At 68.2% G+C, this 26,165-nt stretch carries 24 protein-coding genes; 10 read left to right on the forward strand and 14 right to left on the reverse strand.

The genetic code is table 11. The features are described 5' to 3' along the window. Positions 1-2: 2 nt before the first annotated feature. Both O5O54_RS12490 and trxB read right to left on the reverse strand, forming a co-directional pair. A complete protein-coding gene (locus tag O5O54_RS12490; protein WP_279482114.1) occupies positions 3-899 on the reverse strand; it encodes a LysR family transcriptional regulator in 897 nt (298 codons plus the stop codon). Positions 900-935: 36 nt separating this feature from the next. Next, the gene (trxB, locus tag O5O54_RS12495; RefSeq protein WP_279482115.1) at positions 936-1,907 is read right to left on the reverse strand and encodes a thioredoxin-disulfide reductase; all 972 of its coding nucleotides are present in this window, start codon (positions 1,905-1,907) and stop codon (positions 936-938) included. A gap of 385 nt (positions 1,908-2,292) precedes the next feature. Between trxB and O5O54_RS12500 the strand changes: the two genes are divergently transcribed. The 3 genes from O5O54_RS12500 to O5O54_RS12510 all read left to right on the forward strand — a co-directional run bounded on the left by O5O54_RS12500 (position 2,293) and on the right by O5O54_RS12510 (position 6,587). Continuing rightward, positions 2,293-4,083, forward strand: a complete 1,791-nt coding sequence (locus tag O5O54_RS12500; RefSeq protein WP_279482116.1) for an ABC transporter ATP-binding protein — start codon at positions 2,293-2,295, stop codon at positions 4,081-4,083. A 161-nt stretch (positions 4,084-4,244) separates the two neighbouring features. Continuing rightward, positions 4,245-5,642: a TrkH family potassium uptake protein gene (locus O5O54_RS12505; RefSeq protein WP_279482325.1), complete on the forward strand. Its 1,398-nt coding sequence runs from the start codon at positions 4,245-4,247 to the stop codon at positions 5,640-5,642. Between the two features lie 162 nt (positions 5,643-5,804). Next, positions 5,805-6,587: a glycosyltransferase family 25 protein gene (locus O5O54_RS12510; protein ID WP_279482117.1), complete on the forward strand. Its 783-nt coding sequence runs from the start codon at positions 5,805-5,807 to the stop codon at positions 6,585-6,587. Here O5O54_RS12510 and O5O54_RS12515 read toward each other — a convergent pair. The 5 genes from O5O54_RS12515 to O5O54_RS12535 all read right to left on the reverse strand — a co-directional run bounded on the left by O5O54_RS12515 (position 6,548) and on the right by O5O54_RS12535 (position 12,753). Continuing rightward, positions 6,548-7,648 (reverse strand): glycosyltransferase family 4 protein, encoded by a 1,101-nt coding sequence (locus tag O5O54_RS12515; protein WP_279482118.1) that lies wholly within the window; start codon positions 7,646-7,648, stop codon positions 6,548-6,550. The two genes, O5O54_RS12510 and O5O54_RS12515, sit on opposite strands and share 40 nt — an antisense overlap. Before the next feature lie 5 nt (positions 7,649-7,653). Further along, positions 7,654-8,238, reverse strand: a complete 585-nt coding sequence (locus tag O5O54_RS12520) for a Uma2 family endonuclease (RefSeq protein ID WP_279482119.1) — start codon at positions 8,236-8,238, stop codon at positions 7,654-7,656. Between the two features lie 13 nt (positions 8,239-8,251). Further along, on the reverse strand, positions 8,252-8,725 hold the full coding sequence (greA, locus tag O5O54_RS12525) for a transcription elongation factor GreA (RefSeq protein ID WP_279482120.1): 474 nt from the start codon (positions 8,723-8,725) through the stop codon (positions 8,252-8,254). 171 nt (positions 8,726-8,896) lie between these two features. After that, entirely contained in the window at positions 8,897-12,328 is a 3,432-nt protein-coding gene (carB, locus tag O5O54_RS12530) for a carbamoyl-phosphate synthase large subunit (protein WP_279482121.1), read from the reverse strand. A 131-nt stretch (positions 12,329-12,459) separates the two neighbouring features. Beyond that, positions 12,460-12,753 carry a helix-turn-helix transcriptional regulator gene (locus O5O54_RS12535; RefSeq protein WP_279482122.1) on the reverse strand — a complete coding sequence of 98 codons (294 nt, stop codon included), beginning with the start codon at positions 12,751-12,753 and terminating at the stop codon, positions 12,460-12,462. A 217-nt stretch (positions 12,754-12,970) separates the two neighbouring features. Between O5O54_RS12535 and O5O54_RS12540 the strand changes: the two genes are divergently transcribed. Then, a complete protein-coding gene (locus O5O54_RS12540; protein WP_279482123.1) occupies positions 12,971-13,108 on the forward strand; it encodes a hypothetical protein in 138 nt (45 codons plus the stop codon). A 98-nt stretch (positions 13,109-13,206) separates the two neighbouring features. Here the strand turns inward: O5O54_RS12540 and carA are convergent, their stop codons facing one another. Then, a complete protein-coding gene (gene carA, locus O5O54_RS12545; RefSeq protein WP_279482124.1) occupies positions 13,207-14,391 on the reverse strand; it encodes a glutamine-hydrolyzing carbamoyl-phosphate synthase small subunit in 1,185 nt (394 codons plus the stop codon). A 389-nt stretch (positions 14,392-14,780) separates the two neighbouring features. Between carA and O5O54_RS12550 the strand changes: the two genes are divergently transcribed. Further along, positions 14,781-15,230 carry a GatB/YqeY domain-containing protein gene (locus O5O54_RS12550; protein ID WP_279482125.1) on the forward strand — a complete coding sequence of 150 codons (450 nt, stop codon included), beginning with the start codon at positions 14,781-14,783 and terminating at the stop codon, positions 15,228-15,230. Here the strand turns inward: O5O54_RS12550 and O5O54_RS12555 are convergent. Together O5O54_RS12555 and O5O54_RS12560 are read right to left on the reverse strand one after the other, a co-directional pair. Further along, entirely contained in the window at positions 15,227-15,784 is a 558-nt protein-coding gene (locus tag O5O54_RS12555) for a GNAT family N-acetyltransferase (RefSeq protein ID WP_279482126.1), read from the reverse strand. The genes O5O54_RS12550 and O5O54_RS12555 overlap by 4 nt on opposite strands. Continuing rightward, positions 15,781-16,098 (reverse strand): chorismate mutase, encoded by a 318-nt coding sequence (locus O5O54_RS12560; protein WP_279482127.1) that lies wholly within the window; start codon positions 16,096-16,098, stop codon positions 15,781-15,783. The genes O5O54_RS12555 and O5O54_RS12560 overlap by 4 nt, the downstream gene beginning before the upstream one ends. A 154-nt stretch (positions 16,099-16,252) precedes the next feature. Here O5O54_RS12560 and dnaG point away from each other — a divergent pair, with 154 nt between their 5' ends. Both dnaG and rpoD read left to right on the forward strand, forming a co-directional pair. Then, positions 16,253-18,214: a DNA primase gene (gene dnaG, locus O5O54_RS12565; protein WP_279482128.1), complete on the forward strand. Its 1,962-nt coding sequence runs from the start codon at positions 16,253-16,255 to the stop codon at positions 18,212-18,214. Positions 18,215-18,514: 300 nt separating this feature from the next. Beyond that, positions 18,515-20,491, forward strand: a complete 1,977-nt coding sequence (gene rpoD / locus O5O54_RS12570; RefSeq protein WP_279482130.1) for an RNA polymerase sigma factor RpoD — start codon at positions 18,515-18,517, stop codon at positions 20,489-20,491. Between the two features lie 68 nt (positions 20,492-20,559). Here the strand turns inward: rpoD and O5O54_RS12575 are convergent, their stop codons facing one another. Both O5O54_RS12575 and O5O54_RS12580 read right to left on the reverse strand, forming a co-directional pair. Beyond that, on the reverse strand, positions 20,560-21,000 hold the full coding sequence (locus O5O54_RS12575; RefSeq protein WP_279482131.1) for a DoxX family protein: 441 nt from the start codon (positions 20,998-21,000) through the stop codon (positions 20,560-20,562). A gap of 67 nt (positions 21,001-21,067) precedes the next feature. Next, the gene (locus O5O54_RS12580; RefSeq protein ID WP_279482132.1) at positions 21,068-22,591 is read right to left on the reverse strand and encodes a bifunctional diguanylate cyclase/phosphodiesterase; all 1,524 of its coding nucleotides are present in this window, start codon (positions 22,589-22,591) and stop codon (positions 21,068-21,070) included. 188 nt (positions 22,592-22,779) lie between these two features. Here O5O54_RS12580 and O5O54_RS12585 point away from each other — a divergent pair, with 188 nt between their 5' ends. Further along, positions 22,780-23,172, forward strand: a complete 393-nt coding sequence (locus tag O5O54_RS12585; RefSeq protein WP_279482133.1) for a hypothetical protein — start codon at positions 22,780-22,782, stop codon at positions 23,170-23,172. 61 nt (positions 23,173-23,233) lie between these two features. Here O5O54_RS12585 and O5O54_RS12590 read toward each other — a convergent pair whose 3' ends face one another. Then, positions 23,234-23,983 (reverse strand): SIMPL domain-containing protein, encoded by a 750-nt coding sequence (locus tag O5O54_RS12590; RefSeq protein ID WP_279482134.1) that lies wholly within the window; start codon positions 23,981-23,983, stop codon positions 23,234-23,236. A 79-nt stretch (positions 23,984-24,062) separates the two neighbouring features. Continuing rightward, complete coding sequence (locus O5O54_RS12595) at positions 24,063-24,566, reverse strand: CYTH domain-containing protein (protein ID WP_279482135.1); 504 nt, start codon at positions 24,564-24,566, stop codon at positions 24,063-24,065. A 381-nt stretch (positions 24,567-24,947) separates the two neighbouring features. On the opposite strand from O5O54_RS12595, the gene O5O54_RS12600 reads away from it, so the two are divergent. Both O5O54_RS12600 and O5O54_RS12605 read left to right on the forward strand, forming a co-directional pair. Then, complete coding sequence (locus O5O54_RS12600) at positions 24,948-25,568, forward strand: CDP-alcohol phosphatidyltransferase family protein (RefSeq protein WP_279482136.1); 621 nt, start codon at positions 24,948-24,950, stop codon at positions 25,566-25,568. After that, complete coding sequence (locus tag O5O54_RS12605) at positions 25,565-26,161, forward strand: lysophospholipid acyltransferase family protein (protein ID WP_279482137.1); 597 nt, start codon at positions 25,565-25,567, stop codon at positions 26,159-26,161. The genes O5O54_RS12600 and O5O54_RS12605 overlap by 4 nt, the downstream gene beginning before the upstream one ends. Positions 26,162-26,165: the final 4 nt, after the last annotated feature.

Genomic DNA, 26,165 nt, shown 5'->3' on the forward strand with positions numbered 1-26,165 from the left:
GCTTAGTAGGACCAGGTCCGCGCCTTGCCGATCAGGAAGTCGCGGAACACCTTGAGCTTGGCCGCGTCGCGCAGCTGCTCGGGATAGCAGAGGTAGGTGTCGAAGGACGCGAGATCGAGGTCGGGCAGGACCTGGACGAGCTTGGTGTCCTTGTCGATCATGTAGTCCGGCAGGAGGGCGAGGCCGATGCCGCGCTCGATGGCCGAGCGCATGGCCATGAGATTGTTGATCTGCAGGATCGAGGAGCGGCTCTGCCCCTCGGGCAGGCCCGCCGTTTCCAGCGCGTTGAGGTTGCGCAGATAGTTCGGGGCCGGCTCGCCGAAGGTGATGATCCGGTGCCGGTCGAGGTCCTCCACCGTCTCCGGCGTGCCGTGGCGCGCGAGATAGGAGGGCGCTGCATAGACGTGGAGATGCACGGTGAAGAGCCGGCGCTGGATGAGGTCCGGCTGCTGGGGCTGGCGCAGGCGGATGGCCGCGTCCGCCTTTCGCATCGTGAGGTCGATCTCCTCGTTGTCGAAGACGAGCTGGAGTTCGAGTTCGGGATAGAGCTCGAGGAACTCCTGGGCGCGCTGGGTCAGCCAGCCGGAGCCGAGGCCGACGGTGGTCGTCACCCGCAACTTGCCCTGCGGCTTCTCGCGCGTCTCGGTGAGCTGCATGCGCACCGTTTCCAGCCGTTTCAGGACGTCGGTCGCGGTCTCGTAGAGGAGTTCTCCGGGTTCGGACAGGACAAGGCCGCGCGCATGCCGGTGGAAGAGCGGCGCGCCGATCTCCTGCTCCAGCGCGGCCACCTGACGCGAGATGGCCGACTGCGACAGGTTCAGCGTGTTCGCGGCATGGGTGAACGACCCGGCTTCGGCGGCTGCGTGAAAGATCCGCAGCTTGTCCCAGTCGAGCGCCATCGTCTTCCCAGCCTCCCCCGAAGCGTTGAACGGTTTTTATTCGGCAGCCTGCCGTGTGTCGGAGACGGCCTGCGCGGTGAGCCAGCGCTCAGCCTCCAGCGCGGCCATGCAGCCGAGGCCGGCGGCCGTGACCGCCTGGCGGAAGACGTCGTCCGCCACGTCGCCGGCGGCGAACACGCCCTCGATCGAGGTGCGCGTGGTGCCGGGCTCGACCCAGAGGTAGCCGCCGTCCTTCTGGCGGAGCTGCGTGCCGAACACTTCCGTCGCCGGCGCATGGCCGATGGCCACGAAGACCCCGTCGGTGGAGACGTCCTGCGTCGATCCGTCGATCCGGCTCTTGAGGCGCACACCCGTCACCGACTTCATCGGCTTGGTGCTTCCGAGGATCTCGGCGACCTCGGAGTTCCAGATCACCTTGACGTTGTCCTTGGCGAAGAGGCGGTTCTGCAGGATGCGCTCGGCGCGGAACCCGTCGCGGCGATGCACCACCGTCACGGAGCGCGCGATGTTGGACAGGTAGAGCGCTTCTTCGACGGCCGTGTTGCCGCCGCCGACCACGACCACGTCCTTGCCGCGGTAGAAGAAGCCGTCGCAGGTGGCGCAGGCCGAGACGCCGAAGCCCTGGAAGGCGGCCTCCGATTCGAGGCCGAGCCAGCGCGCCTGGGCGCCCGTCGCGATGATCACGGCGTCGGCGGTGTAGGTCGTGCCGGAATCGCCGCGGAAGGTGAAGGGCCGGCGCGACAGGTCGGCCTCCACGATCAGGTCGGCCGCCATCTCGGCGCCGACGTTGAGCGCCTGCTGCTTCATCTCCTCCATCAGGAACGGGCCGGCGATCGGGTCGCGGTAGCCGGGATAGTTCTCGACGTCGGAGGTGATGGTGAGCTGGCCGCCTTCCTGGAGCCCAGCGACGAGGAGCGGCTTCATCATGGCGCGCGCGGCGTAGATCGCGGCCGTGTATCCGGCCGGGCCGGAGCCGATGACGAGGATTTCCGCGTGGCGCTGGGTCATGACGAGACTCTGGGCTATCCGATACCGAGCCGGACATGGCCCCGGCACTCCCCCTCTTCAATAGATCACCCAAGGCACGGCCACAACACGATCCGTTGCCTCCATGCAACAGGTGCCGGCCGAACGCCGGGCGGGGTGGACGGGATTCGGGGCGGTCGCTATGGTCCGCCCTCTTTCAGCGACGAACCCGAGGGAGGGCGCATGAAGATCCAGTCATCGATCCGTCCCCCCGCAGGACTGCGACCGCTCGCGCCCTCGGCCTGAGCCCGTCCCAGCCTCCCTTCGTCGCCGGCTCTCCCGGCTCCGCTCCGATTCGTTGATGGCCCGTCCGCGCCCTTGAAAGGGTGCCCGCGGGCAGGGACGGCGCTCGTCGCCGTGTTGATCCATGTCCGAGATACATCCGAAGGATCGCGCCGGCGCGATCCGCAGAACGTTGCGCTTCACTGTTTCCAACTGGCGGGACGAGCGCCCGCTCGCCTTCTCCGTGGCCGGCTGCATCACGCTGGCGACGCTCGCCGACATCCTGATCCCGTTCTATGCCGGGCGCCTCGTCGACGCGCTGGCGGTGACCGGCGGGGAGCGGACCCTGGCGCCCGCTCTAGAGGCCTTGGGGGCGATGGCCGTTCTCGGCGCCGTCTTCGTGGTTGCGCGCCATTGCGCCTGGGCGAGCGTCGTCCCGATGACGCTGCGCATCATGTCCAGGGTCGGACAGGGCACGTTCGGCCGTGTGCAGCACTTCTCCGCGAGCTGGCACGCCAACAGCTTCTCCGGCTCGGTGGTGCGCCAGATCACGCGCGGCATGTGGGCGCTCGACCTCCTGCACGACATCCTGCTCCTGGCCCTGCTCCCCTCCGTGGTGGTGCTGGTTGGCACGGTGGCGCTCCTCAGCGTCCAATGGCCGGTGATGGGTCTCGCCATGGGCGTCGGCGCGCTGGTCTATGTCGGGATGACGATCCTACTCTCGACGCGCTGGGTCGCGCCCATGTCGCGCATCTCCAACCGGCTGGACACGCGGGTCGGCGGCGTGATCGCCGATGCGCTCGCCTGCAACGGCGTCGTCAAGGCGTTCGGGGCGGAGGCGCGCGAGGAGGCGCGGCTGGGCGAGGCGCTGGGCGCCTGGGCGGTCGGCACTCGCCGCACCTGGATGCGGGGCACATGGCTCGGCACGCTCCAGACGGTCGTGCTCTGGGCCATCCGCATCGGGATCGCGGGCGTCGCGGTTCTCCTGTGGTGGCGCGGCCAGGCCTCGCCCGGCGACGTGACCTATATCCTGACGACCTACTTCGTGCTGCACGGATACCTCCGCGACATCGGCATGCATGTCAGCAACCTCCAGCGCTCGGTGAACGAGCTGGAGGAACTGGTGGACCTGCACGACGAGCGGCCAGAAATCCGGGACGTGCCGAACGCGCCGGCCATCGCGGCCGGACCGGGCGAGATCCGCTTCGAGAACGTGCGCTTCCACTACGGCAAGCACGCGGTGCCGCTCTACGACGGCCTGTCGGTGACGATCCCGGCGGGTCAGCGCGTCGGTCTGGTCGGCCCGTCGGGCTCCGGCAAGACGACCTTCGTCAAGCTGATCCAGCGCCTGCACGACGTGGCGGGCGGACGGGTGATGCTGGACGGGCAGGACGTCGCCTCCGTCGCCCAGGTCTCGCTGCGGCGGCGGATCGCGGTGGTGCCGCAGGAATCGATCCTGTTCCACCGGACGCTCGCCGAGAACATCGCCTATGGCCGCCCCGAGGCGAGCCGGGACGAGATCGAGGCGGCGGCGCGGCTCGCCCATGCCGACGCCTTCATCGCGCGCATGCCGGAGGGCTACGACACGCTGGTCGGCGAGCGGGGCGTGAAGCTGTCGGGCGGCGAGCGCCAGCGGATCGCGCTGGCCCGCGCCTTCCTCGCGGACGCACCGATCCTGGTCCTGGACGAGGCGACCTCGGCGCTGGATTCCCAGTCCGAGCACCTGATCCAGGCGGCCACCGAGCGGCTGATGGCGGGGCGCACGGCCCTCGTCATCGCGCATCGCCTCTCGACGGTGCGTGCGCTCGACCGGATCCTCGTCTTCGACCGCGGGCGGATCGTCGAGGACGGAGCGCCGGGCGAGCTGATGCTCAAATCCGGTGGTCTCTACCGCGCGTTGGTCGAGCAGCAGTCGGCGGGCATGATCGGCGGGTAGGGCATAACCGGCAGCCGGCGCGGGGGAAGACTTGTGTCCCCCGCGCCGCCCCCTCTAGAAGCAACATGGGGTCGGCCGGCGGGGGCGGCGCGACCGCTTTTTGGGGACGTCGCGCCATCTTCAGGACCATCAGCCACGTGGCCGCGATCTTCGGGTTGATCCTGGCAGGAACCATGATTCTGCCCGCCTTGGTGGATCTGTCGGACGGCAACCCGGACTGGGTCGTGTTTGTCGGGACAGGTGGCGTGGTCGCGGCCGTCTGCACGCTCATCGCGGTGGCGACGCGCGGGGCGAGCGTGCGCTCGACGCCGCGCGTCGGCTTTCTTCTCGTCACCACGATCTGGCTGGTCGGCGCGGTCATCGGGGCGCTGCCGCTCTACTTCGCGGAAGCCGATCGCCCCTTCGCGGCCGCCGTCTTCGAGGCGATATCGGGCCTGACCACCACCGGCGCAACGACGATCTCGGGGCTCGACGCCCTGCCGCGCGGGCTGCTTCTCTGGCGCTCGCTGCTCAACTTCATCGGTGGCGTCGGGATCGTCGTGATGGCGCTCCTGATCCTGCCGTCGTTGCGGGTCGGCGGCATGGCGCTGTTCCAGATGGAAAGCTCGGATCGGTCCAGCAAGCTCCTGCCGCGCATCAGTCAGCTCGCCTCCGGGATCGTCGCGGTCTACGGATCCATGACGCTGGTCTGCGCGCTGCTCTACTACACGTTCGGCATGAGCCTCTTCGATGCCTTCAACCACGCCATGTCGACGCTGGCGACGGGTGGCTTCTCCACGCATGACGAGAGTATCGGCTTCTTCCAAAGCGACGCAATCCTGCTCGTGTCGACCGTCTTTATGATCGCGGGATCGCTACCCTTCGTGCTCTACATCCGCATCTTCCTGCCCCGGCGGTTTCAGAGGTGGCGCGATCCACAGGTGGTGCTGTTTCTCGCGCTCTGCGTGGTGCTGACGCTCTCGCTCGCGGTGACGCGGGTCGTCATCAACGAGGTGCCGGTACGCGAGGCGCTCATCTCCTCCGCGTTCAACCTCGTTTCCATCATCACCACGACCGGCTACGTCTCGGAGGATTTCACCCTCTGGTCGAACGCGGCCATCGGCATCTTCTTCCTCGCCATGTTTATCGGGGGCTGCGCGGGATCGACGGCGGGCGGTATCAAGGTCAACCGCATCATTATCCTCTACGCGCTGGTAAGCGCGAATTTCGCGCGCGTGATCCGGCCCCATTCGGTGCAGCGTCTGAAATACGGGCACGACGACATCTCGATCGAGACGCTGCAGAGCGTGACGATCTTTATCTTCCTGTTCTTCCTGTCGCTGCTTCTCGGCACCACGGCGCTTTCGATCTGCGGGCTGGAGCTTCTGACGGCGTTCTCGGCCGCGCTGACCGCCATCGGCAACGTCGGACCGGGGTTCGGGCAGGTCGTCGGTCCGGCCGGCAACTTCTCCACCCTTTCCGATCCCGCGCTCTGGATCCTCTCCTTCCTGATGCTGATCGGGCGACTGGAGATCGTCACCGTGCTGGTGATCCTGTCGCCCGGCTTCTGGAGGGATTAGAGAATGTCCCGCCGGATTCCCGGGTCGGCTGGCCGGTCCCTGCCAACGCCGGACTTCGTTGCCGAACCTCGCCGCTGCCCCCGGCATCGACTGCGTTCGTCGCCTCGCCGACGCCGGCCGGTCCTCGTCCAGCCTCAACCGATAATCCGGTAGGACACTCTCATGCGAGCGGTCTTCGTCAATCTCGACCGGGCGGCAGAGCGCCGGGCCTTCATGGAGGGGCAGGGGGAGCGGCTCGGCGTGCCGCTCGAACGCGTTCGGGCGGTGGAGACGGGGGATATCTCCGCCGATTTGGACGCGCGGCTTAACGGGCGCTGGGAGCGGCCGCTCAGCGGCCCGGAACTCGGCTGCTTCCTGTCTCACCATGCGATCTGGGAGGACGTGGCGCGAGCGGACGGCCCGGTGCTGGTGCTGGAGGACGACGCGGTTCTGTCGCGGCGTCTGCCGGACGCACTCCCCGTGCTTGGGGGGTTCGGGGAGGCGGACTTCCTCAACCTGGAGAGCTTCGACCGCAAGCGGTTCGCGTCGCGACGAACGCGTGATCTCGGCGGAATCGCGGTGCGGCGGATGTATCGCGACAAGTCGGGCTCGGCCGGCTACCTCCTCTGGCCCTCAGGGGCACGCAAGCTCCTCCTGCGGACGGAGCGGCGCGGCGCGGCGCCGGTGGACGCGTTCCTGCACGGCTTTGCGGGGCTCGCGTCCTGGCAGGCGGAGCCGGCGCTGGTGGTGCAGGCGCATATCCTTGAAGCGCGGGGGCTAGCGGCGGGCATCGATCCTGCGACCTCGATCCAGGCGGTGCGGACGCGGCCGCCGCTCACCCGCGCCAACCTGCCCTTCGCGCTGCGCCGCCTCGCGACGCAGGTCGGCCTCCTGCGCTACCACCTGATGCGGCTGGGACCGGCGCGCTATGCGCGCACGCCGATCGTGGACGAGGACTTCGGCTGAGCCTCGGCCCAGAGGCGCTCGTAGACGGCGATGATCTCGTCGGCTTCGCGGGCGAGCGGGAACTCGGCCCGGGCCTTGACGAGCGCGGCCTCGGCGGCCGCGGCGCGGCGCGGCTCGTCGGCGAGGAAAGGCTCGATCGCGGCCGTCAGGGCGGGCAGGTCGTCCGGCGGCACGATCGCGCCGCAGCCGTGCGTCACGACGTCCGAGAAGACGCCGACATTGGCGGCGACCACGGGCACGCCGCAGGACATCGCCTCCAGCGGCGTCAGGCCGAAACCTTCCCACCGCTGGGGCGCGATGAAAAGGTCGAGCGCTCGGTACCAGTACTCGATGTCGCGGTGCTCGCCGACGAAGAGGATGCGGTCCTGGAGGCCTGCGCTCGCGACCTTCGCCTTCAATTCGGTCTCAAACCCCTGATGCTCGGCCGTCGCGCGGCCGGCGACGATGGCCTGCCAGCCGGGATGATGGGGAAGAAGGGTGATCATCGCCTCGACGAAGAGATCGGTGCCCTTCTGGTGGCGCACGCGACCGAAGCAGCCGACGGTGCGCTTCGTCGGATCGAGGCGGAGTTCGGAACGCGCGGCTTCTGCTCCCTTGGGATGGGGCCGGAAGCGGTCGAGGTCGATGCCGTGGTGGATCACCATGTGGGGCACGGTGAGATAGGCGCCGGAGCGCGCGGAGGTCGCGATCACGGCGTCCATCCGACCGATCAGCCAGCTTGTGTATCCGGTGTGGCGGCGCTGCGAGGCGGAGGTGAAGACGAGGCGCAGCGGCATGCGCAGCACGTCGCGCAGGAGGATGCCGGGCAGCATTTCTACATTGCGCCGCGCGTGCCAGATGCGGAAGGGCTTGGCCGCAGGGCGCCTCCAGAAATAGAGGAGGTCGCGCCAGCGCAGCTTCGGCAGATGGGACGGCAGGCCGGGTCCGAGCGCAGCGATCGGCAGGCGTTTGGCCTGCTCGGGCACGAGCTGGACGATGGTCGAGGTCACGCCGGACAGCCGGCGCTTGAAGTTGGGTGCGACGACGAGGAGATCGCGGACGGGCGGAAGGTGCAAAGACAAGTGGCTCAGACCGCCGGCGCTGCCGGCGTCAGACCCGTTCCGTCATAGATATCGGTCAACGGCAAGACGAGGGGGGGCGGGCCGAGGTCGATCGCGAGATTTCCGCGCAGGATGTCGTCTTGGGACACGAGGCGCCCGCCGTCGTCGCGAAGCCACAGGCTGACCCGCACTTCCGATTGCGAGACGCAGACATATTGGCGGATGGAGGCGACCCCCTCGTAGTCCCGCAGCTTGCGGGTCTGGTCGTACCAGCCCGTCGATTGCGAAAGGACCTCGAAAACGACGCGGGGCTCCGAGGCGTCGTGCGCCTCGGGCCGGAACGGACCGCAATCGATGGTCACGTCGGGGTAGCGTACGTTTCCGGTCTTGACGATCGGAATGCGCAGATCCGAGCCGCTCGGGCGGCAGGGCGAATTGCGCAGAAGCGGGCGCAGACTGGAAACGAGGTTGGCGGCGATGAGCGCATGGGCCTGGGTACCGCCGGCCATGAGGATCGCCTGACCCTCGACCAACTCGTAGCGCCGCTCTTGATCCCGCTCCCAAAGGAGGAAGTCGGGGAAGCTCCAGACCCTGGCTCTCGCCTCGCTCATCGCCTTCCGCCGTTCAAACCCAGCGCAGTTCCAGAATCTCGTAGGACCGCGCGCCGCCGGGTGCGGCGACTTCCACCGTATCGCCTTCGCCCTTGCCGATCAGGGCGCGGGCGATGGGGGAGGAGATCGAGATGCGGCCCTGCTTCACGTCGGCTTCCTGGTCGCCGACGATCTGGTAGACCTTCTCCTCCTCGGTGTCCTCGTCCACGAGCTTGACCGTCGCGCCGAACTTGACGCGGTCGCCGGAGAGCTTCGAGACGTCGATCACCTCGGCGCGGGCCGTCAGGTCCTCGAGCTCGGCGATGCGGCCCTCGTTGAGGCTCTGCGCTTCCTTGGCGGAATGATACTCGGCGTTTTCCGACAGGTCGCCATGGGCGCGGGCCTCGGAGATCGCCTCGACGATCCGCGGGCGTTCCTCCTGCTGGCGGCGGCGGAGCTCCTCCTTCAGGGACTCGAAGCCGGCACTCGTCATCGGGACCTTTTCCATGTCCTCAACCCTTACCTGTCGCGGCATCCGGCTTGCGGGCCGGAGGCTCTCTCGTGGAGTCCGCCCAGCGCAAGAGGCCGAGCCGGACATAAGAAGGGCCGGCCCCCGGCGGGGACCAGCCGCAATTCATTCGCGAGGCCCGAACGGGAAGGCCGGAGCCTTCCCTGGAAATCAGGCTGCCGAGAAGTAGGATTGCAGGGATCGAACTTCAAGGCTGCCGGCCTTCAGGGCCGCGATCGCCTCGGCCGCGGCCTCCATGCCGGCCAGTGTCGTGTAGTACGGCACCTTGTGCATGAGGGCGGCGCGTCGCAGCGACCGGGAGTCGGACAGGGCCTTGGCGCCCTCCGTCGTGTTGAGCACCACCTGCACCTGCCGGTTGCGGATAGCATCCTCGATATGCGGGCGGCCTTCAAGCACCTTGTTGACCTTCTCCGCCGCGACGCCGTTCTCGGCGAGGAAGCGGTGGGTGCCCTCGGTCGCCGAGATCCGGAAGCCGAGTTCGGCCATGCGGCGCACGGTCGGCAGCATCTTCTCCTTGTCGCCGTTGCGCACCGAGACGAAGAGCGTGCCCTCGCGCGGCAGATCGACCGAGGCGCCGAGCTGGGACTTGGCGAAGGCCAGCGCATAGCCGCGGTCGAGGCCCATGACCTCGCCGGTCGAGCGCATCTCGGGGCCGAGAAGCGTGTCGACGCCGGGGAAGCGGGCGAAGGGGAAGACCGCTTCCTTGACGGCGATGTGGCGGAGATTCTTCACGTCCGGCTTGCCGCCATAGGCGTTGAACGCGGCCTCCAGCGTCTCGCCGGCCATGATGCGCGCGGCGATCTTGGCGACCGGGGAGCCGATCGTCTTGGCGACGAAGGGCACGGTGCGCGAGGCGCGCGGGTTCACCTCGAGGACGTAGATGTCTCCGTCCTTGATCGCGAACTGGACGTTCATCAACCCGCCGACCTTCAGCGCCAGCGCCATCTCGCGCGTCTGACGCTCCAGCTCGTCGGTGATCTCGCGCGACAGCGAATGGACGGGGAGCGAGCAGGCCGAATCGCCCGAATGGATGCCGGCCTCCTCGATATGCTCCATGATGCCGGCGACGAACGTGTCGGCGCCGTCGGACAGGCAGTCGACGTCGACTTCCGTCGCATCCGAGAGATAGCTGTCGATCAGCACCGGCGACTTGCCGGAGACGACGACCGCCTCCTTCATGTAGCGTTCGAACTGCGTGTCGCCGCGCACGATCTCCATCGCCCGGCCGCCGAGCACGTAGGACGGGCGGATGACGACGGGGTAGCCGATGCGCTCGACGATGGTGCGCGCTTCCTCGACCGAACGGGCGATGCCGTTGTTGGGCTGGCGCAGGTTCAGGTCGTGGAGGAGCTTCTGGAAGCGGTCGCGGTCTTCCGCGAGGTCGATCGCGTCCGGGCTCGTGCCGAGGATCGGGATGCCAGCCTCTTCCAGCGCTTCGGCGAGCTTCAGCGGGGTCTGGCCGCCGAACTGCACGATGACGCCGTGCAGCCTGCCGCGGCTCTTCTCGACGCGCAGGATCTCCAGAACGTCCTCGGCCGTCAGCGGCTCGAAGTAGAGCCGGTCCGACGTGTCGTAGTCGGTCGAGACGGTCTCGGGGTTGCAGTTGACCATGATGGCTTCGAGGCCGGCGTCACGGAGCGCGAAGGCCGCGTGACAGCAGCAGTAGTCGAACTCGATGCCCTGGCCGATCCGGTTCGGGCCGCCGCCGAGGATGACGACCTTCTTGCGGTCCGACACGCCGGCCTCGGAGCGCACCTCGCCCGCGAAGGGCCGCTCGTAGGTCGAGTACATGTAGGGGGTCGGCGAGGCGAACTCGGCCGCACAGGTGTCGATGCGCTTGAAGACCGGGTGGACGTCGAGCCGCTCGCGCAGCGCCTTCACCTCGGCCTCGGACTGGCCCGAGAGCTTGGCGAGCCGCGCGTCGGAGAAGCCGGCGGACTTCAGGAAGCGCAGGTTGTCGACGTCGGCGGGAAGGCCGTGCTCCTTGACGCGCGTCTCCAGGTCGATGATCGCCTTGAAGCGGTCGATGAACCAGGGGTCGATCTTGGAGGAGCGGTGCACCTGTTCCTTGGTGGCGCCCTCGCGCAGCGCCTGCGCGACCATGCGCAGGCGGTCCGGCGTCGGCACGCCGAGCGCGGCGCGGATGGCGTTCTTGTCGTCGCCTTCGCCGAGGCCCGGAATCTCGATCTCGTCGAGCCCGTCGAGGCCGGTCTCCAGGCCGCGGAGGGCCTTCTGGAGCGATTCCTCGAAGGTACGGCCGATCGCCATGACCTCGCCGACCGACTTCATGGCGGTGGTCAGGACCGGCGAGGCGCCGGGGAACTTCTCGAAGGCGAAGCGCGGGATCTTGGTGACGACGTAGTCGATCGACGGCTCGAACGAGGCCGGCGTGGCGCCGCCCGTGATGTCGTTCTTGAGTTCGTCCAGCGTGTAGCCGACCGCGAGCTTGGCCGCGATCTTGGCGATCGGGAAGCCGGTCGCCTTGGAGGCCAGCGCCGACGAGCGCGACACGCGCGGGTTCATCTCGATGACGACGAGGCGGCCGTTCTCCGGGTTCACCGCGAACTGGACGTTGGAGCCGCCGGTCTCGACGCCGATCTCGCGCAGGACCGCGATCGAGGCGTTGCGCATGACCTGATACTCTTTGTCGGTCAGCGTCAGGGCGGGGGCGACGGTGATCGAGTCGCCCGTGTGGACGCCCATCGGATCGACGTTCTCGATCGAGCACACGATGATGCAGTTGTCGGCGCGATCGCGCACGACCTCCATCTCGTATTCCTTCCAGCCGAGCACCGATTCCTCGATCAGCACCTCGGTGGTGGGGGAGGCGTCGAGGCCGCCCTCGATGATCTCGAAGAACTCCGAGCGATTGTAGGCGATGCCGCCGCCCGTGCCGCCCATGGTGAAGGAGGGGCGGATGATGGCGGGCAGGCCGACATGCTCCAGCGCTTCCGCCGCCGCGCCCATGGCACGGGCCATGTAGCGCTGCTTGCGGTCGGTCTCGCCGAGGTTCCACTCGGTTTCCAGCGCCGCCAGCGCCTCGTCGCGCGCGGGGCCGGCCTCGGTGGTGCGGATCGTCTCGGCGCGCTTCTCCTCGTGGGCGAGGCGGTCGGCCTGCTTGGCCTCCGTGGCGTTGGCGAGATAGGAGCGCGGCGTTTCCAGACCGATCTTGGCCATGGCCTCGCGGAAGAGGGCGCGGTCTTCGGCCTTGTCGATGGCGGTCGCGTCGGCGCCGATCATCTCGACATTGTACTTGTCGAGCACGCCCATGCGCTTGAGCGAGAGCGCGGTGTTCAGCGCGGTCTGGCCGCCCATGGTCGGCAGGATCGCATCCGGCCGCTCCTTGGCGATGATCTTGGCGACCACTTCGGGCGTGATCGGCTCGATATAGGTGGCGTCGGCGAGATCGGGATCGGTCATGATCGTCGCCGGGTTGGAATTGACGAGGACGATCCGGTAGCCCTCGTCGCGCAGCGCCTTGCAGGCCTGCGTTCCGGAATAGTCGAACTCGCAGGCCTGCCCGATGATGATCGGACCCGCGCCGATGATGAGGATCGTCTTGAGGTCGTCGCGTTTGGGCATGGCGGTCCGTCTTCGTTTCGTGCGCGCGGATGGCCTCGGCCGCTTGAGGCGGACGAGGGTCAGAGGCGAGGCATTCTTCAGGCTAAGGCCGGCTTATAGGGAAAGCCGTGCCAAGGCGAAAGGGTGAACCGTCAGTCGAGCGCGGCTATTGTGGATGGATCGGCCGCCGGTCCGGCCCGGCCGAGGATGTCGGCGGCACTTCGCGGCACCGGACGCCCGTCGTAACGCCGTACGCCGAGCGACAGGGCGAGGCAGGCGAGTTCCACCGATCGGGGTATCTCGACGCGCTTACCGTCGCGGTCGCCCTTCTCGTAATATTGGATCACCCGCTTCTTCAGCCCCAGCCGGTCGGCCGCGTCCTTCTGCTTCCATCCGAGAGAACGTCGCCATTGCCGGAAGGCGTCGGAATCCATCGTCGAACTCATTCGCTCGTTGTCGTTCAGGCCGGCTTAAACTTCGCGGCGCAAGCTGTTTGCGTGCCGGATCGAACCCGATACCAGATCGATGAGACGGGACAAGAAAAATGCACACTGTGCGCCACGACGGCATTGCCAAGGCGCACGATGTGCACATCTTATAGTCGTGAGGGTCCGGCCGACCTTCGATCAACGAGGACCGAAAACCCGAAAGGAAACACACGCCATGCTTGCCGACCTCATCGTCAGCCGCTCCGCTCTGGGCGCCGACCGCGGCCGGGACGATCTCCACCGCCATGCCACGTTCTCGTGCGCCATCCGAGCGATGGTGCGCCGCGTGCTCCACTTGTTCAAGGCCGTATGACAGTTCCCAAGACACCCGGATTCCCAGGGGGTGAAAACGAATAAGGGCGCCGGATACACTCCGGCGCCCTTATTCGTTTCAGACAAGGGAAGGCCGCCTCAGGCCGCCTTCTTGGCCCGGTGCCCGTCGATCATCTCGAAGAAGCGGGCGAACAGGTAGTGCGAGTCCTGCGGGCCGGGCGAGGCTTCCGGGTGGTGCTGCACCGAGAAGACCGGCGCGTCCTTCATGCGCAGGCCGCAGTTCGTGCCGTCGAACAGCGAGACATGCGTCTCCTCGACGCCGGCGGGCAGCGAGTCGGCCGCGACCGCGAAGCCGTGGTTCATCGACACGATCTCGACCTTGCCGGTGGTGAAGTCCTTCACGGGATGGTTCGCGCCGTGATGGCCCTGGTGCATCTTCTCCGTGCGTCCGCCGAGCGCCAGGGCCAGGAGCTGGTGGCCGAGGCAGATGCCGAACATGGGAATGCCGGTCTTGGAGAGTTCGCGGATGACGGCGACGGCATATTCGCCCGTCGCCGCCGGATCGCCCGGTCCGTTGGACAGGAAGATGCCGTCGGGCTCGTGCTTCAGCACGTCGGCGGCACTGGCCGTCGGCGGCACGATGACGACGCGCGCGCCGTGGCCCGACATGAGGCGCAGGATGTTGCGCTTGGCGCCGTAGTCGATGGCGACGATCGTATAGGCGGGCTCCTGGCCCGAGCCGTAGCCGGCGTTCCAGACCCAGGGGCCTTCGGTCCAGACCTCCGTGCGTTCGGAGGCGGCGTCCTTGGCGAGGTCGAGGCCTTCGAGGCCGCTCCAGGCGGCGGCCTTGGCGCGCAGGGCCTCGATGTCGAAGACGCCGTCCGGATTGTGGGCGATCACGGCGTTGGGCATGCCCTTCTCGCGGATCAGGGCGGTGAGGGCGCGCGTGTCGACGCCCGAGAGCGCCACGACGCCCCGCTTCTTCAGCCAGGCGTCGAGGCCTCCGGCCGAGCGGTAGTTCGAGGGCGCCGAGACCTCGGCGCGGAAGATCGCGCCGACCGCGCCGACATTGTTGTCGGGCACGAGATCCTCGATGTCCTCGTCGTTGGCGCCGACATTGCCGATATGCGGGAAGGTGAAGGTGACGATCTGCTTGGCGTAGGAGGGATCGGTCAGGATTTCCTGGTAGCCGGTCAGCGACGTGTTGAAACAGACCTCGCCGAGCGCCTCTCCGATGGCGCCGATGCCGTCGCCTTCGATCACCGTGCCGTCGGCCAGCACGAGCAGGGCCGTGGGCTTTCTCTGCGTCCAGGCGTCGCTCATCGTCTCTACTCCTAGGATTCCATCGGGGGCCGTCGGCACACGGAGCGCGGGCGCACCCTTCCGGAGCGTCCATATCGCGCCATCGGCGCCCGCGCGCAACCCTCCTGCGATGCATGCCTGTGGAGCATGACACGCATGCGCTTGCCAAAGCGCGGAAGCGTCATTAATCGTTCATCAACCTTTTCGAGGGGCGCCGGCAGGCAGAACCGGTGGACGCACGAGTTATCCACGGGATTCCACAGGCGCAAAGCTCCGGACCGCTTCCGGTCATCCGAAACATCACCATCTTCCCACAAGCTGACACGGCCATTGTCGTCCTTCCTGGACGGGGGCCGGCTCGCGATCCGGCGTGACAGACGGGCCCGAGTGGACGAACAGGACGAGTTGGAATGCGCGATCAGATCGCAGACGCATTGCAGGCGGCCATGGCAAGCGGCGACAAACGCCGGATCGCGACGCTTCGCCTCGTCGCCGCCGCGCTGAAGGACAAGGAAATCGCCTATCGCGAGGCTGGAAAGGGCCGGCCGGAAGATGCCGACATCGCCTCGCTCCTTCAATGCATGTTGCGCCATCGAGAGGCGGCCGAGACCAAGCTTCGCGAAGAGGGTCGCGTCGACGAGGCGGCCGCCGAGCGCGAGATCATGGACGTGATCCGCAGCCTTATGCCCGCACCCGTGTCGACCGGCGAGATCGAGGCCGCCTGCCGGCAGATCGTCTCGGACACCGGCTCCAAGGGCCTGCGCGACGTCGGCCGCTGCATGAACGCGCTGAAGGAGCGCTACCAGGACAAGCTCAACCTCATCGAGGCCGGCAGCGTGATGCGCGGCCTCCTGAGCTAGGCCGCCCGGCCCGCCAGGACCGCCTCCCAATCCGCCTTGGCGAGGCGGAAGCACTGCCAGTCCGTCGGCGTGCCCGCGAGATCGAGCCGGGCGTCATAGGCGTGGACGGCGCCGAGCTTTGCCGTCGCCTTCTGCGAGCGGATGTTGCTCGGGGCGATGTGAAACCAGACCTCGCCGAAATGGGCGAAGGCGTGCGTCAGCATCAGCGACTTCATCTCGAAATTCGCGACGCCGCCCCAATGCGTCCTGTCGAGGAACGTGAAGCCGATGGAGATCGCGTCGCGTTGGTCGGGCGCGACGTAGAAGCGCGAAGCGCCGACGATCCGCCCCTCCGATCGATCCTCCACCGCCACGGCGCCGCCGAGGTCGATCAGCATGCGGAAATAGGGCTCGAAGACCTCGCGCTGCCAACGGGTCGTCGCGGGATGGCCGGCCCAGATCTCCGGGTCGGACGCCGCCGCATGAAGCCCGTCGAGATCGGCGCTCACAAGCTTGCGCACGGTCAGCTTCGGGCCGACGAGCGTGGCCCCGGGATCGAAGCCGGGCGCGGTCATCCCGCCGTCCGTTCCGCCAGTTCGCGCGCGGCCGCCTCGTGGTAGCGGATCACCTCGCGCACCACGAAGGCGAGGTACTTCTCGGCGAAATCCGGGTCGAGCTGGGCAGCGGCCGCCAGCTCCCGCAGGCGCGCGACCTGGCGCTTCTCGCGCGCGGGGTCGGCGGGGGGCAGGTCGTTCTCGGCCTTGAGCACGCCGACGCGCTGCGTGCAGCGGAAGCGCTCGGCCAGCATGTGGATGATCGCCGCGTCGATGTTGTCGATCGAGTTCCGCAACGACTGCAGCTCGGGCAGGATGGCGGGGGTCTGGTCCATGGCGTTCCGGTATCCGGCGTTTCTCTCCGACACCCGGCTTAAGCGTCCAAGCCCGATCCGTCAAAGCGTGCCGCCGCCTGTGGAACGGGTGGACAAGCGGCACTGGATTGGAAAAACTGTGGCATTCGTCCGGCCGGATGACGATATGTCCGCCATGCGCTTTCCACCCCAGTTCCTCGACGAGATCCGTGCCCGCGTTCCCATCTCGGACGTCATCGGCAGACGCGTGGTCTGGGACCGGCGCAAGACTCAAAGCTCCAAGGGCGACTGGTGGGCCTGCTGTCCGTTCCACGGCGAGAAGTCTCCGTCCTTCCACTGCGAGGACGCCAAGGGCCGCTACCATTGCTTCGGCTGCGGCGTGTCGGGCGACCATTTCCGCTTCCTCACCGAGCTCGAAGGCATGAGCTTTCCGGAGGCCGTGGAGAAGCTGGCGGCCGAAGCCGGGCTCCCCATGCCGGCGCGAGACCGCGACGAGGAGCGGCGGCAGGAAACGCAGGCGACGCTGATCGACGCCCTGCGCCTTGCCGCCGAGTTCTTCCGCCAGACCTTGCAGGAAGCCGACGGCGCCAAGGCGCGGGCCTACCTACGCGATCGCGGCATCAATCCGATCGTGCAGAAGGCCTTCGGCCTCGGCTTCGCGCCCGACAGCCGCAACCGGCTGAAGGAATTCCTGGCGGCCAAGGGCGTCGGCAAGGCGGAGATCGAAGGTGCGGGGCTCGTGGTCCACGGCGAGGGGATCGCCGTCTCCTACGACCGGTTCCGCGACCGGGTGATGTTCCCGATCCTCGACATCCGCGAGCGTCCGATCGCCTTCGGCGGGCGCGCCATGGCGCCGGGCGTGCCGGCCAAGTACCTGAACTCGCCGGAAACCGACGTCTTCCACAAGGGGCAGGTGCTCTACAACCTCGCCTCCGCCCGCCGGGCGGCGAAGGGCTCCAACACGCTTATAGTCGCCGAAGGCTACATGGACGTGATCGCCCTCCACCAGGGCGGCTTCGAGAACGCCGTCGCGCCGCTCGGCACGGCACTGACCGAACGCCAGCTCGACCTCCTGTGGCGCACGGTGCCCGAACCCATCCTCTGCTTCGACGGCGACGCGGCGGGCCTGAAGGCGGCCAACCGCGCGGCCGAACTCGCCTTGCCGCTGCTGCGTCCCGGCCGTTCCCTGCGCTTCGCGCTTCTGCCGGAGGGCAAGGATCCCGACGATCTCCTGCGCGCCTCCGGAGCGGAGGCGATGCGCGAGGTGCTGGACCGCGCGCGTCCGCTCGCCGACCTCGTGTGGATGCGCGAGACGGGCGGCGGCAGCTTCGACACGCCGGAGCGCCGCGCCGAGCTGGAAGGGCGCCTCAAGGGCCTGATGCGCCAGATCGGCGACGAGAGCGTGCGCCGCCACTATCTCCAGGACGTGGAGGAGCGTTTGGCCGGCTTCTTCGGCCCGGCGCCGGCGCGCGGCGGCGGAAGAGGCGGATGGAACGGCAAGCGAGGCGAGGAGGGCCGGGGCGGCGGCGGGTTCTCCGGGCGGCGCGGCGCAGCGCCGGGCGCCGGGCGACGCTCGCCCGTGTCCGACCGGCTGGCGCGCAGCGCGCTTCTCGGCGGCGGAGCCAAGGCGAGCGCGGCGCCGATGCGCGAGATGTCGATCCTGGTCGGCTTCGTGAACCACCCGCTGCTGCTGCGCGAGGCCTTCGACTATTTCGCGGACCTCGAGCTCACGAGCCCCGAGCTGGAGCGCCTGCGCTCGGCGGTGATCGACGTCTATGCCGACGGCCAGCCTCATTCGCGCGACGAGATCCTCGCCGAGCTCGACCGCCGGATGCTTCTGGAGCCCTTCCAGGCCTGCGAGGCGAAGCTCCAGGGGGTGCGGCTGTGGAGCTTCCTGGCGAGCGCCGCACTGGAAGACGCGCGCGAAGCCGTGCGCCAGGCCCTGCACTTGCAGCACCGATACCTGTCACTACATAGGGAGCTCCGGGCGGCCGAGGCCGCGCTGGCCACCGAAGGCGACAACGTCGCGCATGCGCAGCTCGTCGAGATCCACCGGGAAATCAACAATTTGGCGGGAACCGAGGCGCTGATAGACGGGTTTGGACTGCTGTCTGGCCGGCCGGCCAAGGGTATCTGAGTTCCGTTGGCGCACCGTCTGGCACGGGAGCGTCGAGCCCGCGAATCGAGCTGCGTCGCGTCAAGCCCTTGACTTCGCGGCGGATAAGAAGAAACACGCATCGGCCGGACGCCGGTGCCGGTCCATGCCGGACCGGTCGGATCCGCCGGTTGGAATGGGAATGAACCGACCGATCGACCCTGACCACGTTTCGGTCATGGTTAATCGATCATTCACGGCCGGCGGTTAAGGCTGGCGGAATGGCGCGCGGGAGGCGCCGCTTTCCGCGAGCCGCACCGCGCCAGATGGAGACGAATGCACATGGCGACGAAAGTCAAGGAAGGCGAGGCGGCCGTCGAGGAGCGTCAGGAGACGCCTGACAGTCCTCTGCTGGACCTGTCGGACGACGCCGTCAAGAAGATGATCAAGGCCGCCAAGAAGCGCGGCTTCGTCTCCATGGAGAAGCTCAACTCGGTCCTCTCGGCCGAGGACATCACGTCCGAGCAGATAGAAGACCTCATGTCGATGCTGTCGGACATGGGCATCAACGTCGTCGAGGACGAGGAAGGCGACAACGAGGAAGAGAAGGAGTCCGAGGAGTCCGGATCGACCGAGGTCGCCGAGGCCAGCTCGGGCGCCGTCGCCACCACGACCAAGAAGGAAGCGTCCGACCGGACGGACGATCCCGTGCGCATGTACCTGCGCGAGATGGGGTCGGTCGAGCTCCTGTCGCGCGAGGGCGAGATCGCTATCGCCAAGCGCATCGAGGCTGGTCGCGAGACGATGATCGCGGGCCTTTGCGAGAGCCCGCTGACCTTCCAGGCCATCATCATCTGGCGTGAGGAGCTCAACGAGGGCAACATCATGCTGCGCGAGGTCGTCGACCTCGAGGCGACCTATGCCGGCCCTGAGGCCAAGATGCCGAGCGCGCCCGCCGAGGGCGCCGGGGACAGCGCCGCGCCCGCGCCGAACGGCGAGCTGCGCCCCGGCGAGGAGGAAGAGGACGACGAGGACGACCTCGAGAACTCGCTCTCGCTCGCCGCGATGGAGGCCGAGATCCGCCCGCAGGTCATGGAGACCTTCGACGCGATCGCCGAGAACTACAAGCGGCTGCGCAAGCTGCAGGACCAGCAGGTCGAGAACCGTCTGGCCGCTCAAGGGACGCTGTCGTCGTCGCAGGAACGCTCCTATCGCAAGCTGAAGGAAGACCTCGTCGCGGCGGTGAAGGGCCTGTCCCTCAACCAGAACCGCATCGACGCGCTGGTCGCCCAGCTCTACGACATCAACAAGCGGCTCGTCGGCAACGAGGGCAAGCTCCTGCGCCTGGCCGAGAGCCACGGCGTCAAGCGCGACGAGTTCCTCCAGAGCTACCAGGGCTCCGAGCTCGACCCGAACTGGACGCAGTCGATCGCGAACCTTTCGGGCAAGGGCTGGCTGAAGTTCGTCCAGAACGAGAAGGACGGGATCCGCAATCTCCGACAGGAGATCCAGAACCTCGCCACCGAGACGGGCCTCGAAATCACCGAGTTCCGCCGCATCGTCCATATGGTGCAGAAGGGCGAGCGCGAGGCCCGGCAGGCCAAGAAGGAGATGGTCGAGGCGAACCTGCGCCTCGTGATCTCCATCGCCAAGAAGTACACGAACCGCGGCCTGCAGTTCCTGGATCTCATCCAGGAGGGGAACATCGGCCTGATGAAGGCCGTGGACAAGTTCGAGTACCGTCGGGGCTACAAGTTCTCGACCTATGCGACGTGGTGGATCCGGCAGGCCATCACCCGATCGATCGCCGACCAGGCGCGGACCATCCGCATCCCGGTCCACATGATCGAGACGATCAACAAGATCGTGCGCACCTCGCGCCAGATGCTGCACGAGATCGGCCGCGAGCCGACCCCGGAGGAACTGGCCGAGAAGCTGGCGATGCCGCTTGAAAAGGTCCGCAAGGTTCTGAAGATCGCCAAGGAGCCGATCTCGCTCGAAACGCCGGTGGGCGACGAGGAGGATTCGCATCTCGGCGACTTCATCGAGGACAAGAACGCGATCCTGCCGATCGACGCGGCGATCCAGGCGAATCTCCGCGAGACGACGACGCGCGTGCTCGCCTCGCTGACGCCTCGCGAGGAGCGCGTCCTGCGCATGCGCTTCGGCATCGGCATGAACACCGACCACACGCTGGAAGAGGTCGGCCAGCAGTTCTCGGTGACGCGCGAGCGTATCCGCCAGATCGAGGCCAAGGCCCTGCGCAAGCTCAAGCACCCGAGCCGCTCGCGCAAGCTGCGCAGCTTCCTCGACAGCTGACCGAAGTCGATAGACGCACAAAAAAGGGCGCTCCCGAGGGAGCGCCCTTTTTCGTTGGATGGAGGGGCTCAGGCCGTGGCGGCGTGCGTGCGCTCGGCGGTGCGCACGGAGCGGGTGCGGCGCGACAGGAGCGCGGCCACCATCATGGCGCCGATCACGGTGACATGCTCCGTGGCGGTATGGAAATGGCCGACGGCGTCGGGGCCGGTCATGTTCCAGAAGTCGTGGACGAGGAGGATCGTCAGGCCGGTGAAGGTGGCCAGCATCCCCGCACCGAGCCACGCGGCGCGGTCGATAATGATGAGCGCGGAGCCGACGATCTGCACGAGAGCGACGAGGATCGCGACCAGCATGGGCGGCGAGAAGCCGAAGTAAGCCATTTCGGCCGAGGCCGCGTCGAGGTCGGCGAGCTTGGCGAGGCCGCTGCCCCAGAAGCAGAAGGTGAGGATCACCCGCGCGAAGGGCGGAAACCAGCGGGTGTCGAGAAGCTGGGCGATGGCGGACGGCATGATGGCGTTTCCCGTTGCGGCCGGCACCGTGCGGCCGGGTCGCAAGGAGCCATAGGCCCTGCGCGTTTCACGCGCATTTCCTGGCTTGCGGGTTGTGTGTCTTGAGGAGGTCGTCCTTGGGCATCGGCCGTGCGAGATGGTAGCCTTGGAACTGCGTGCAGCCCGCGGCCTTGGCGAGGAGAAGCTGCCGCTCGGTCTCGATGCCCTCGGCCACCACCGCGAGGCGCATGGCGTTGGCAAGGCTGGCCAGCGCCGAGACGAAGACGTTGTCCGTCTCGCTTTCGCCGAGGCGCGCGATGTAGCTGCGGTCGATCTTGATCGAGTCCACCGGCAGATGCCGGAGGTAGTCGAAGCCGGAGAAGCCGGTGCCGAAGTCGTCCAACGCGATGCGGATGCCCATGTCGCGCAGCGCCTGGAGGCGGCGGCAAATGTCGGGCGTCGCCTGCACGGCGGCCGATTCGGTGAGTTCCAGCGTCAGGAGGCGGGACGGGTGGCCGGTTTCCTCCAGCACCCGCGCCACCATGGCGACGACGTCGTCGCGCCGTAGCTGGTTGGCCGAGACGTTGACGGAGATGCGCAGGCCCGGGAACGCCCGTGCGTCGGCGAGCGCCCGGCGCAGCACCCACTCGCCGAGCTGGTCGATCAGCGCCGTGCTTTCGGCGATCGGAATGAAGCGGGCGGGCGAGATGTTGCCGCGCGACGGGCTCTGCCAGCGCAGGAGCGCCTCCGCGGCCACGATCTGGCCGTCCGGCCCGGTGATGGGCTGGTAGTGGAGGTCGAGCTCGTTAAGCAGGATCGCGGCGCGCAGTTCGCGCTCGATCAACCGGCGGTGCTTGAGCTCCGCCAGCATCTCGGCGTCGAACACGGCGGTCTGGTTGCGCCCCGCGCTCTTCGCGACATACAGCGCGACGTCGGCGAACTGCATGGCTTCCGTGAGGTAGACCGTGCGCAGCGGGATCATGACCGCGCCGAGGCTCGCCGACAGGGACAGGTGCCGTCCGCCCGCCATCACGGGCTTGTTCAGCGCGGCGCAGAAGGCGCTGCCGAAGGCGATGGCCGCCTCCTCGCCGGCACAGGGCATGACCAAGGCGAACTCGTCGCCGCCAAGTCGTCCGATCACGGCGTTCGGTGCGAGCCCTACAAGGGTTTGCGCGAGATGGGACAGGGCGAAGTCGCCCGCCCGATGGCCGAAGCTGTCGTTCAGGGTCTTCAGGTTGTCCATGTCGATCGCGAAGAAGGCGAGGGGGGCGCCCGCGCTGCGGTTCTTCACGATCTCGCCCGCCGCCTCCAGAAAGGCGCGGCGCGTCAGGACGCCGGTGATCTCGTCCATCACGTGGCGCTGGACGAGGGCTTCCTGGTCGGCGTGGAGATCGGCGAGTTCGCGGCGTAGCGTGTCCGCCCTGCCGCGAAGACCGAGGGTCTGGCCGTAGGAGAGCGCAAGCGCGGCCAGGACGACCGGCACGAGGGTTGGCTTCAGCGACAGGCACCCGACGAGAAGGGCAATCCAGACGAACGCGACGGGAGCCGCGCCGCGGCCGGAGCCGAGCGCAAGGCCCATTCGAGCGTTCCAGAACGACGTGATCCGACCCATGCAGAGCTTCACCAATGGAATCGGCGGCAGACTACAGGCGTTTGGTGAACGCCTTTCGACGGACCAGGCTCATCTTCCCTTAGGATGAACGAGGGATGAACGGGGCGAACGGGCGCAGTTCAGATGGGCGGGCCTATCCCTTGTCCCACGACGCGCCACCGGCGCGGGCCATTTACGGGAGACATCCGATGCTGTCCTGCCTTCTGCGTTCCACGCTTGTCGCAGCCACGCTGCTCGGCTCGCTCGGCGCCGCTTCGGCCGCCCCGCGCGAGGCGGCCGGCGCCGTGACCCTCGTCGACCATCGCGGCGAGCGCCACGATCGCTGGGACCGCCACGACCGGCGAGACCGCTGGGAGCACCGCGGTCCGCATCGCGGCGACCGCTGGCATCGCGAGGCGCGCCGTGGGCCGGGCTGCGCTCCGGGCCTCGCCCTGCGCAAGGCGCGCGATCTCGGCGTCCGCAGTGCCGACATCGTGCGCGTCGGCCGCAATTCGGTGGTCGTCGCCGGCTTCAAGCGCGGCTACCCGACCTTGCTCCGCTTCGCCCAGGAGCGCGGCTGCCCGGTGATCGGCTACCGCTGACGGGCGTGCGATCGCGGCATCAAAAGAGGGGGCGGCCCGTTGGCCGCCCCCTTTTTCGTTTTCAGGGCTGGAGTTCGTAGACGATCCGCACGTCGCTCGTGACCATGCTCTCGCCGACCTCCACCGGCACCTTCGATGCGCTTGCGGGCGCGGCCATGCGCAGCTCGCCGAAGGGCATGGGCGGCGGCGGGGGGAAGGCCGAGCCCGCCACGTCCTCGATCGTCACGACGCGCCCGAGCTTCAGGCCGGCCGCTTCCGCGAGCGTCTCGGCGCTGGCCCGCGCCTCGCGCACGGCCTCGCGCCGCGCCTCGTTGCGCAGGCCCGAATCGTCCTCGATCTGGAAGGCGATCGAGCCGCCCTCGTTGACGCCGAGCTGCACGGCCTTGTCGAGGAGTTCGCCGAGCCGTGCGAGATCGCGGACCTTGACCGACAAGGTGTTGCGCACCTCGTAGCCGGTCACGACCGGCGGGGCCTGCGTGCCGTCGCTCCGGTTCTCGTAGCGGTACTGCGGGGCGATCTGGAAGCCCGACGTCTGCAGGTCTCGCGCCTCGACGCCGAAGCCGGACATCGCGCCGCGCACGGCCTCCATCGCGTCGTTGGCCTGCGCCAGAGCCTCGGCGGCCGTCGGCGCCGAGCGCATCACGGTGAGCTGCGTCACCGCGAGGTCGGGCGTCCCGCTGGCGTGGCCCTCGCCCGTGACGCTGATGCGGGCGGGCGCGGGGGGCGCGGCCGGCGGCTCGCCTTGAGCGAAGGCGCGGCCGGACAGGGCGAGGCCGAAGGCGAGCGGGGCGAGAAGGCGGACTGCGGACAAGGGCCGATTCTCCTGATTGAGGATTCGATGCCCCGCGTCTGTCGCCGACGAATGCGGCGAAACGCCAGCGGCCGCCCCCTCAACGCTCGGCCATCAGGCTCCGAAGCTCGGTCGCGCCGTCGTTGGCGGCGCAGAGATTGAGGAGATTGGCGTGGCGAAAGCGCGGATTGCCTGTGACCTCGCGGCCGACCCAGTCCGGCACGGCGAAGGGCTGGTCGGGATGGTCGAGCTCGACCTCGGCCCAGACGAGGCCGGCGAGCGGCCCCTTGAAGACGTCGACCTCCCAGGTTCGACCCTCGTGCGGGACGATGTGCCGATCCTTCTCGATGATCTGGCCGGTGCAGACGTCGGTCATCAGGCGCTCGGCGTCACACAGGGGGATCTCGTATTCGAACTCGGGGCGCGAGATGCCGGAACGTGCGCCCTTCACAGTCAGCCAGGCCCGTTCGCCGTCCTGGCGCACGCGCACCTTGCCATTGGCGCCCTGGCTGACGAGGCCGTCGCGAAAGGAGCGGACGCGCACCGTCCGCTCGCGCCAGGCATTGCCGATCACGAGAAACTTGCGCTCGATTTCGAGATGCATGCGGTTCCTTCGTGCGCTTCGGACCGCCTCGCGATCCTCGGCCTCCCTGGAGACAGTCCAAGGTCCCCTGTCGTCTCGCGGCTCCTTGTCATCAACCGCGCGGGAAGGCAATTCCTTAGAGGCGACGGCGTTCCCGTTTCTCCACCCCGCGATCCTGCCGCACCGCGCCGGAGGACATCGCGCATCCGGTTTCGGGGAAGGGCCGTGAGCCTGGGTTCCGGGCCTCGAGCCCGAGAGCGAGCGATCCCCGCAATTCACAGGCTCGTCGCACCATCGGTCCGATCCACCGGCTCTGGACAGGCGGGCGGTCCGGAGGGCATCACAAGCCGATCGGTAGTCCTGCCTGACGATCGACGGGCAGACCGGACGGAGGGAAGACGGTTGGCGGATCGACGACCCCTTGCATCGCGCGACACCGGCTGGGCGCGCCGGATCGCGCAGGGCCTGTCGCGCAGCGGTATGACGCCGAACGCGATCTCGGCGGCGGGTATTCCCTTCGCGGCGCTCGGCGGCCTCGCCTTCGCCTTCGCGCCCGAGCGGCCCCTCCTGTTCCTGGCGGGCGCGCTCCTCGTGCAGCTTCGGCTCCTGTGCAATCTCTTCGACGGGATGGTCGCGGTGGAAGGCGGCCGGGGCGGGCCGACGGGCGTCCTGTTCAACGAGATCCCCGACCGGTTCGAGGACAGTTTCATCCTGATCGGCTTCGGATACGCTTCGGGCTTTCCCGAGCTCGGCTTCGCGGCGGCGCTCCTGGCGGTGCTGACCGCCTATCTCAGGGTTATGGGCGCCTCGCTCGGGCTCGGTCAGGACTTCTCCGGACCCATGGCCAAGCCCCAGCGTATGGCGGCGGTGACGATCGGGGCCGTCCTCGCCTTCGCCGAAGCGCTCGCATTCGGCACGCTCCGGGTGCCGGTCGTGGTGCTCGCCGTCGTCGTGCTCGGCACGGCCTGGACGGCGGGAGCGCGCATCGCGCGCATGGCGGCGCGGCTGCGGGAGAGCGCATGATCGACCATCTTCTCGTCGGCTTGACGCGCTTCCTCGTCGGCGGGCGGCCGGAATGGCGGGGCACGCAGCCCGCCACCCGCCAGCGCATCTACTTCGCCAACCACGGCAGCCATCTCGACACGATCCTGATCTGGGCGGCGCTGCCGAAACCATTGCGGGCCACGACCCATCCCGTCGCCGCCGCCGACTATTGGGGGCGCGGCGCCCTGCGGCGGCAGATCGCGATCGGCCTTCTCAACTCCGTGCTGGTCGACCGGTCCGGGACCGCCGACAAGGTGAGCCTGATGGCGCCGCTGGAGGCGGAACTCGCGCGCGGCCATTCGCTGGTGATCTTTCCCGAAGGCACGCGCGGCGAGAGCGCCCTGCCGGGGCCGTTCAAGTCCGGCCTCTACTGGCTCGCGCGAGCGCACCCACGGGCGGAACTCGTGCCGGTCTATCTCGGCAATCTCAGCCGAGCCTTTCCGCGCGGCGCCTTCCTGCCGGTGCCGATCTCCTGCCACGTCCGCTTCGGCGCGCCGATCCGGCTGGAGGAGGGCGAGGCGAAGGAGAGCTTTCTCGAGCGCGCCCGCGTCGCCGTGACCGATCTCGCATGAGGCC

It is taken from the genome of Aureimonas sp. SK2 (genome assembly GCF_029813115.1).
Lineage (GTDB): Bacteria > Pseudomonadota > Alphaproteobacteria > Rhizobiales > Rhizobiaceae > Aureimonas.